Origin of the sequence: Acinetobacter uliginosus (genome assembly GCF_044130295.1) — a bacterium.
GTDB lineage: Bacteria > Pseudomonadota > Gammaproteobacteria > Pseudomonadales > Moraxellaceae > Acinetobacter.
On record NZ_JBIQOC010000063.1, the window covers coordinates 21,551 to 27,550 of the forward strand.

A 6,000-nucleotide genomic window follows, 5' to 3' on the forward strand; every position below is an offset into this window, starting at 1 on the left:
AAATTTAAATCACAATGTGGATAAGTTTATCCGCAAGCTGTGGATAAAATATAACATAAAGTTATCCACAATTTAATAAAATTATAAAAACATAGATATCCACAATTTAAATTTATGTTTATTAAAAATAAAATAGCCTTTTCCACAGAAAAACACCGCCCTAGTAGTAATAAATTTAAATTTATAAATTTGAATTTATTTATAAGAACGCCATTCTTTGGGGATAACTCGGAAAAGTTATAAATTTAAATTCATTTCACAACACAAGCATTTCATTCACAGTAAGATGTGGATAAGATTGTGAATATTTCTGTTTATAACTTATGTTGTTTTATTAATCAATAATTTACACTGTGTATAAAATAGATACAACTTTTAATTATCTAAATGCATGTTCAACATATCAATCTTCTAAAAACCGGTTTATTTTGAAAGAAAGTTTGTTTTTGATTGACAGCTCATTGAATGAACACTAAAATCGCGAACCTTCATAGAAAGATCATTTTTGGAGTTTCAATATGAAACGTACATTCCAACCATCAGAATTAAAGCGTAAGCGTGTTCATGGTTTCCGTGCTCGTATGGCTACTAAAGCTGGTCGTCAAGTATTAGCTCGCCGTCGTGCAAAAGGTCGTCATAGCTTAACTGTTTAATCTGTTAACGCTATTACGATTTTGGGTGTTATGACACTTTATGGCTTCAGCACAGATGTACGCATACACTGTGCTGCCGATTATAAAAGTGTGTTTGATGGTGCGCTTTTTAAAGTGCATCAACCCCATTTCTTATTTCTTGCTAAAAATTCCGAGCAGCCGAAAAGCCGTTTGGGTATTGTTGTTGCCAAGAAAAAAGTGCGTCGCGCACATGAAAGAAATAGAGTAAAGCGTCTTGCTCGTGAAAGTTTTCGCCTGCATCAGCAGCAATTAGATTTATTAGATATTGTGGTCATGCCTAAAATGGGTATTGAAGCAATCCCTAATGCGGAATTGCAGCAGCAATTACAATTTGCTTGGCAGAAATTGCAACGCCTTGCCAAAAAGCATAAAAAGATAGCTCCCTCCCCACAAAAGTAGAGAAGGCCAATGGTACGTTTACTGCATTGGTTGATTCGATTCTATCAGATCGCGATTAGTCCTTTATTGGGACCCCGCTGTCGTTATATTCCCACATGTTCTCAATATTCTTTGGAAGCAGTCCATTGTTATGGTGCTGTGCGTGGTGTGTGGTTAGCTACTAAGCGTATTTGTCGTTGTCATCCTTGGGGGGGCTCGGGATATGATCCGGTTCCGCCAAAGGCAATTCGTTTTATTTCATTTCAGCAAATAGATTCTCAAACGCTTCACGTTGTTGTACCCTTTCGTGATCGTTTATTGAACCGAAATCACTCTAACTACTTGGGATAATAGATATGCAACAATGGGCCAGGTTTGCAATTCTAGGGGCCATGTTTGTCGTCGCATATTTGCTTATTTTGGCTTGGCAAAAGGATTATGGTCATGCAGAAACTAAACCGCAGCAAGAAGCTGCCGTGGTTTCACATGAAGTATCTGCAGATTTGCCAAATGGTCAAACCGCTGCTACTGCGTCTGACATGCCTCAAGCGAATATTGCGACTCAGCAAACTACAACAGATGCCACTGCACCTGTAAGTCAACAGCTTATTTCAGTACAAACTGACCTTTATCATCTTTGGATTAATCCTAAAGGGGGTGACATTGTTCGTATTGAATTATTGAACCACGATAAAGACAAAGACAGTAATGCGCCGTTCGTGATGCTGGAAAGCGATGCACAACGGACTTATGTTGCTCAGTCTGGATTGATTGGTTTAAATGGACCAGACAGTAACCGCAATGGTCGTCCTGTATATGAGATTGAAAAAGCATCTTATACACTGGCAGATGCCAAAGCGGAAAAAAACAAAGACGGTCAAGCAGTTAAGGTTTTATCGGTACCGATGGTCTACAAAACTGCTGACGGTGTAGAGATCATTAAGACGTTTACCTTCAAGCAGGGTGAATATCCGGTTATGGTCAGCCACAAAGTGGTCAACCGTAGTAACCAGAACTGGCAAGGCCAGATGTTTGGTCAGATCAAACGTGATAATTCGGATGATCCGGGTAAATCTTCCCAAGGTATTTTCACACTCGGTACATTCCTGGGTGGGGCGTGGGGAACGCCAGATGAACATTATAACAAGCTGAAATTTGCCAACTTCAACGATGAAAAGTTGAATGTTGAAGCCAAAGGTGGCTGGGTTGCTGTCGTGCAGCATTATTTTGTCAGTGCCTGGATTCCGGGTGATCTTAAACTGACTCAAGCCAATGGTCAGCCTTATAGTGCCAAACTGGAATCTCGCCAATCTACCGATAATATGAACATTATTGGTTTCACTTCACCGACCATGAATGTACCTGCAGGTACTGCGGCGGAAGTGGATGCGACATTCTATTCAGGTCCTAAAGTACAGTCTGAATTAAAAGACTTGGCTGTGGGCTTGAATCAAACGGTCGATTATGGCTGGTTATGGCCAATTGCCAAATTATTGTTCTTGGGCCTTCAATTCTTCCATAACATTGTCGGCAACTGGGGCTGGTCAATTATCATGTTGACCGTATTGGTCAAACTGATTCTTTGGCCATTGTCGTCCAAGAGCTACCGCTCGATGGCGAAAATGCGTGTGATTGCACCTGAAATGCAACGCATGAAAGAAGAGTTTGGCGAAGACCGTATGCGCTTCTCGCAAGAAATGATGGCGTTGTATAAACGTGAACAGGTCAATCCATTATCGGGTTGCTTGCCATTGTTATTGCAAATGCCGATTTTCTTGGCCTTGTACTGGGTCTTGATGGAATCGGTAGAACTGCGTCATGCACCTTGGTTGGCTTGGATTCAAGATTTATCTGCAATGGATCCGTGGTTTATCCTGCCGTTACTGATGGGCGCGACCATGTTTATTCAGCAGTCTTTAAATCCGCAGCCGGCTGATCCGATGCAGGCAAAAGTCTTTAAGATTATGCCGATTGTCTTCACCGTATTTATGTTGTTCTTCCCTGCGGGCTTGGTGTTGTACTGGATTGTCAACAACAGTATTACCATCTTGCAGCAAAGCCTGATCAACAAAGGTGTGGCGAAAGAACGCGAAAAACGCGATGTTGTTTAAGTAACGACTGATTGCGAATAGCTGAATAAATCCGCTTAAGATGGTAATCTTAGGCGGATTTTTCTTTGGCTGTGATTTGGGATTTTTTAGGTGAATTTTATGCAAAACCTTACTACGATTGCTGCGATTGCAACTCCGCCTGGGCGCGGTGGCGTGGGGGTAATTCGTCTGTCGGGTCCAAAATCTTATGCCATTGCTGAAGCTTTAACCCGAAACGCTTTGCCTAAGGCCCGTTTCGCCGGTTTCCGTCAGTTTTATGATGCATCTGGTGAAGTCATGGATGAAGGCCTGGCCATTTGCTTCCCTAACCCACACTCGTTTACCGGTGAAGATGTGGTGGAGTTACAGGGGCATGGGGGGCCGGTGATTCAAAATGCCCTGCTCGGCCGACTACTGGAGCTGGGTGCAACCGCTGCCAAAGCCGGTGAATTTTCCATGCGTGCCTTTGAAAATGGCAAGTTGGATCTGGTCCAGGCCGAAGCGATTGCCGACCTGATTGATGCCACCTCTCAGGCCGCGGCACGTTCTGCAGTCCGTTCACTGCAAGGGGCTTTTTCTACCCGGGTCAATACGGTGTTAGAGAAATTGATTCACCTGCGTCTGCATGTGGAAGCTGCGATTGATTTCCCGGAAGAAGAAATCGACTTTTTGGCAGACGGCAAAATTTTAGCCTTGCTGGAAGATGTGCAAACTTCAGTTGCTGCCGTGCAAACTTCGGCACGACAAGGCCAGCTATTGCGTGAGGGCTTACAAGTAGTGATTGCGGGTAAACCGAATGCGGGTAAATCTTCCTTGCTGAATACTTTGGCAGGAAATGAACGCGCCATTGTGACTGATATTGCTGGTACCACCCGTGATGTCTTGCATGAAAAAATCACCTTGAATGGCTTGCCGATTACCCTGACCGATACCGCTGGTTTACGTGAAACTGGCGATGTCGTGGAAAAAGAAGGCATTCGCCGTGCGATTAAAGAAATTGAACAGGCTGATTTGTTGCTACTGGTCTATGACTTAAGCCAAGGGGAAGATCCGCTGCAATTGGCACAAAACTATTTTGCCGAACATTTGGAACCACGCCGTTTAATGCTGATCGCCAACAAGTGTGACTTGACCGGTGCAACTGCTGCAATTGGTGATTATCAAGGTTTCCGTCATATTACCGTTTCTGCCAAGCAGGAAACTGGGGTGCAGTCGCTCATAGAAGCGATTACAGCGCATGCAGGCTTCCAGCCTGAAGAAGATACCTTTATTGCCCGTACCCGCCATTTAGACGCAATGAAGCGCACTCAGCACTATCTGGCAGAAGCGCGTGAACAACTGGTGGTGTTCCATGCCGGTGAGCTGGTGGCGGAGTCATTGCGACTTGCCCAGAATGCCTTGGGTGAAATTACCGGGGACTTTAGTGCAGATGACTTGTTGGGCAAGATCTTTGGATCATTTTGTATCGGAAAGTAATTTAAAATTAAAGAGTTATGTAATAGGCTCTAATAAATTCCAGTATGTGAAAAATAGCATTAAGTTTTAATCACTTAGTGCTTTTTTTATATCACTGAATGATTCACGATAGGCTAAAAATTTATCTAATGGCATGATATTTTATTCTGTTATAAGTCACCAGATAGGAGAACGCCTGAATAAGAATTTGGGCATTTCCATTCTGTCGATGAGGAATAAAATGGATTCAATATTATTGAGAATGAGCGTATAACCTAAACTTCTGGGCAAGATCATTAAAGCTGAGGATGATTATTTATCATTTATTTTTTTATGCCAAATTAACAAATACAGACACAGTAAACAGAACGCAGCACAAAAACTGAGTACGCTTGCGGTTAAACCAAAATGATCGGCAAGATAACCCACTGCAAGAATGGGTAAAATGGTGCCTAAATAGGCTACAAATAAATAAGTCGACATGACTGCAGCCCAGTTGTGCAGGTTGGTCATGGCATGAATTAAACCAAATGCCCCGATCAGCGCTAATCCATGCCCAACGCCAACCAGTACATCACTGATAAAAAACAGAAAGCTCCAGTGTAGATATATACATAAACCCAGGATCAATAAACTGAACAACAGCGTATACAGCCCATAATTCAGGCATTTTCTTGCAGGAATCGATCTGGAAAAATACTGTACCATGGCAGAAATTAGCAAAATACAGGTAATGGCTAATCCACTGACCAAAGGACCATGCCAGGGAATGATGAACTGTACAAATGAGGGAGAAAGTGAAGCGAATAGGCTAAACGCTGCAAAGGCACAAAAGGCAGTCAAACCGGTAATATAAAATTCAACATGAAATTGTGCTTCAGGACGTTCTAAATGCGGTGCAATCGAGAACGCCTGTGCGCTAAATTCAGGCTGTGGCAGACGTAACAAGCCTACGAAGCACAACATTGCCCCAACAATGATAGGAATATACGGGGTAAATAGCAGTGTAGCAGAAAATTGGGCAATCAGTCCACCGACCAGCGGGCCTAGACCAAAGCCAACTGCGGTAATCACTGAACTGAGCTGGGGTGCATGGCTTTTATGTGATTCAGGAATACTCCACATCAGTCCAATCAATGCCGATGTGGTCATTAATCCCGAGGCAATTCCGATAATAAAACGCCCCAAAGACAGCCATAGCACATTATTCGCAAACATGGACAGTAGAAGCCCAAGTGTGATGATGACCAAACCCAGTTCTAAGGTTTTTAAAAAGCCAATGCTGTTACTGGTACGGCCTAAGAACCTATCCAGAATATTTTCTATGCAAAAGTAGCCTTAAAAAGGCTAAATTAATGAACTGAAGGCTCGTATTTAGGTGCTTTTCACAGTTTTTCCAGAGC

The 6,000-nt window shown here is 42.8% G+C and carries 5 protein-coding genes and 2 pseudogenes; 5 read left to right on the forward strand and 2 right to left on the reverse strand.

Going from position 1 to position 6,000, the window contains the following annotated elements; genetic code table 11:
• Nucleotides 1–518 precede the first annotated feature (518 nt).
• The 5 genes from rpmH to mnmE all read left to right on the forward strand — a co-directional run bounded on the left by rpmH (nucleotide 519) and on the right by mnmE (nucleotide 4,618).
• On the forward strand, nucleotides 519–653 hold the full coding sequence (rpmH, locus tag ACE01T_RS12365; RefSeq protein ID WP_000831329.1) for a 50S ribosomal protein L34: 135 nt from the start codon (nucleotides 519–521) through the stop codon (nucleotides 651–653).
• A 30-nt stretch (nucleotides 654–683) separates the two neighbouring features.
• Nucleotides 684–1,073 carry a ribonuclease P protein component gene (gene rnpA / locus ACE01T_RS12370; protein WP_086197590.1) on the forward strand — a complete coding sequence of 130 codons (390 nt, stop codon included), beginning with the start codon at nucleotides 684–686 and terminating at the stop codon, nucleotides 1,071–1,073.
• A 9-nt stretch (nucleotides 1,074–1,082) separates the two neighbouring features.
• Nucleotides 1,083–1,403 (forward strand): membrane protein insertion efficiency factor YidD, encoded by a 321-nt coding sequence (gene yidD, locus ACE01T_RS12375; protein ID WP_166171660.1) that lies wholly within the window; start codon nucleotides 1,083–1,085, stop codon nucleotides 1,401–1,403.
• Nucleotides 1,404–1,408: 5 nt separating this feature from the next.
• Nucleotides 1,409–3,163, forward strand: coding sequence for a membrane protein insertase YidC (gene yidC, locus ACE01T_RS12380; protein ID WP_180174960.1), 1,755 nt, complete (start codon nucleotides 1,409–1,411; stop codon nucleotides 3,161–3,163).
• 99 nt (nucleotides 3,164–3,262) lie between these two features.
• Nucleotides 3,263–4,618, forward strand: coding sequence for a tRNA uridine-5-carboxymethylaminomethyl(34) synthesis GTPase MnmE (gene mnmE / locus ACE01T_RS12385; RefSeq protein WP_395519351.1), 1,356 nt, complete (start codon nucleotides 3,263–3,265; stop codon nucleotides 4,616–4,618).
• Between the two features lie 291 nt (nucleotides 4,619–4,909).
• On the opposite strand, the pseudogene ACE01T_RS12390 reads toward mnmE, so the two are convergent.
• Nucleotides 4,910–5,926: pseudogene (locus tag ACE01T_RS12390) on the reverse strand (MFS transporter); the annotation flags it as partial.
• Nucleotides 5,904–6,000: pseudogene (locus tag ACE01T_RS12395) on the reverse strand (IS5/IS1182 family transposase); the annotation flags it as partial. The pseudogenes ACE01T_RS12395 and ACE01T_RS12390, both read right to left, overlap by 23 nt.